Origin of the sequence: Chitinimonas sp., from assembly GCF_041904975.1 — a bacterium.
In the GTDB taxonomy this organism is placed as follows: domain Bacteria; phylum Pseudomonadota; class Gammaproteobacteria; order Burkholderiales; family Chitinimonadaceae; genus Chitinimonas.
Genome location: NZ_JAYRLZ010000412.1, coordinates 1 through 2534, shown reverse-complemented (window position 1 = coordinate 2534; position 2534 = coordinate 1). Strand labels below are relative to the sequence as shown.

Here is a 2534-nt window from a genome sequence, read left to right as displayed (position 1 = left end):
AGTTCCAGCATTTTCAGGAGCTCGATCGGCAGGACCGGCGAGCGGTTGAGGCGGTCCAGCTTATCGAGGATGTCCTGATGCGCCTGGCGGACATTGATCAAGGGCACCAGCTTCAGCCAGTCCTTGAAGCCGCGCGCGTCGACAAACTCCATTGCCTGCGACAGATCGAATTCGGGTAGGTCGAGCGTCACCGTCATCACTCCTTGGTGAACGTTTCCAGCATCAAAAGGCGCGATGCCAGTGCAGCTTTCAGGCGGGCCAGATCAGGTTTTCTGGTGATTGGCTCACGCGCTGGCGCGGCCCAGATCGGTGCCGGAAAGTGCCGGTCATCCTGCCAGCGTGGAATCACATGCCAATGCAGGTGTGGAACCATATTGCCCAAGCTGGCCAGATTGATCTTGTGTGGCTGCAATTCGGCCCGCAAGCCTTCTTCCACCGCCCAGACCGCATTCATGATGGCGGTACGTTGTTCAGGGGGCAGATCGGTCATTTCGGCAACATGCTGGTTCAGCACTACCCGGCAAAAACCCGGATAACCGGCTTCATCGACAACAATGACGCGATATAACGCCGACTGCCAGACGAGTTCGCCGCCGGAATCCTGACAAAGTGGGCAATCTTGGGTTTGCATGGACCTTCATGACAGATTTAGCACGTTGGCATTGTGGCGTCTGGCTGCCCCGAACTCAAGGTTGCTTGCGGTGAAGGCGGGCAGATGGCCGACAAAAGGTGCCGAAAAACGTCAGCCTGTGGAAATTCGGTGCGCCGCCAGCGGCGCACCGGGCTGGTTTACAGAAGTACCCGTTCGATACCGCCATTGCGCGCCGTTTCCACATATGCAGGCAGCCAGTTCTCGCCCAGTACTGCCTTGGCGATTTCCACCACGATGTAGTCGGCTTCGGTGGCCGAATCATCGTTGTAGCGGCTCAGGCCCTGCAGGCAGCTAGGGCAGGAGGTCAGCACCTTGACCTGGGCATCCGGGCTGTCCTTGCGCAGTGCGTCGGCGCCCTTGCGCATTTCCTCTTCCTTGCGGAAACGCACCTGGGTGGAGACATCCGGCCGGGTGGCTGCCAGCGTGCCGCTTTCGCCGCAGCAGCGCTCGTTCAGGGCGACGCCGCCTCCCATCAGCTCATTGGCCAGCTTGATCGGCGACATGGTCTTGATCGGCGTGTGGCAGGGGTCGTGGTACATATAGCGGGTACCGGCCACCCCTTGCAGCCGAACGCCTTTTTCCAGCAGGTATTCGTGGATATCGAGCAGGCGGCAACCGGGGAAGATCTGTTCGAACTGATATTTGGTCAGCTGATCCATGCAGGTGCCACAGGACACGATCACCGTCTTGATATCGAGGTAATTGAGCGTATTGGCCATGCGGTGGAACAGCACGCGGTTCTCGGTAGTGATCTGCTCGCCCTTGTCGGCAAAGCCACTGGAGGTTTGCGGATAGCCGCAGCACAGGTAGCCGGGAGGCAGCACCGTGGTGGCGCCGACATGCCACAGCATGGCCTGGGTGGCGAGGCCGACTTGCGAAAACAGCCGTTCCGACCCGCAGCCGGGGAAGTAGAACACCGCTTCCGAATCGTCCATGGCGATTTTCGGATTGCGGATGACCGGCACCACGCTGGCGTCTTCCACGTCCAGCAAGGCCCGTGCGGTTTTCTTCGGCAGATTGCCGGGCATCTTCTTGTTGATGAAGTGGATGACCTGGGTCTTCATTCCCGGCTTGCCGACCGTAGCCGGCGGCGCTGCGGTCTGCGCCTTGGCGGCGACATTCAGTACCCGGTTGCCGAGGCGTTGCAGCTTGTAGCCCATGCCCATCATGCCGGCGCGCAGGGTCTTGATGGTGGCCGGGTCCTTCACGGTCAGGAAGGCCATGGCGGCGGCGGTGCCAGGGTTGAACTTGCGGTGGCCGGTCTTGCGCAGGAAGTTGCGCATGGCGATGGTGACATCGCCAAAGTCGATCTTCACCGGGCAGGGGTTCACGCACTTGTGGCATACCGTGCAGTGGTCGGCGACATCGCCCAGCTCCTCGAAATGCTTGAGCGATACGCCACGGCGGGTCTGCTCTTCATACAGGAAGGCCTCGGTGAGCAGGCCGACGCCAAGGATCTTGTTGCGTGGCGAATAGAGCAGATTGGCGCGCGGCACATGGGTTGCGCACACAGGCTTGCATTTGCCGCAGCGCAGGCAGTCCTTGACGCTGTCGGCAATGGCGCCGAGGTCCGATTGCTCCAGAATCAGCGATTCGGCGCCAAGCAGGCCAAATGACGGCGTATAGGCATTACGCAGATCGGCGCCGGCCAGCAGTTTGCCGCGATTGAAGTGGCCGTTGGGATCGATGCGTTGCTTGTAGGCGCGGAACGGGGCGATTTCCTCGTCGCTCAGGTATTCCAGCTTGGTGATGCCGATGCCATGCTCGCCCGAGATCACGCCATCGAGTTGACGTGCCAGCACCATGATGCGGGCAACCGCCTGATGGGCGGTTTGCAACATGGCGTAGTCATCGGAATTCACCGGAATATTGGTGTGGACAT

The 2534-nt window shown here is 60.5% G+C and carries 3 protein-coding genes; all 3 read right to left on the bottom strand.

Translation table 11 applies throughout. The annotated features are described in order from the left end of the window. Window positions 1-197, bottom strand: a 197-nt coding sequence (locus ACE3OH_RS21570; RefSeq protein ID WP_374358134.1) for a hypothetical protein, incomplete at its 3' end; no start/stop codon positions are given. Next, window positions 197-631: an HIT family protein gene (locus ACE3OH_RS21565; protein ID WP_374358131.1), complete on the bottom strand. Its 435-nt coding sequence runs from the start codon at window positions 629-631 to the stop codon at window positions 197-199. The genes ACE3OH_RS21565 and ACE3OH_RS21570, both read right to left, overlap by 1 nt. Before the next feature lie 158 nt (window positions 632-789). Beyond that, window positions 790-2534 (bottom strand): DUF3400 domain-containing protein (locus ACE3OH_RS21560; RefSeq protein ID WP_374358128.1); only part of this gene is annotated, 1745 nt, incomplete at its 5' end.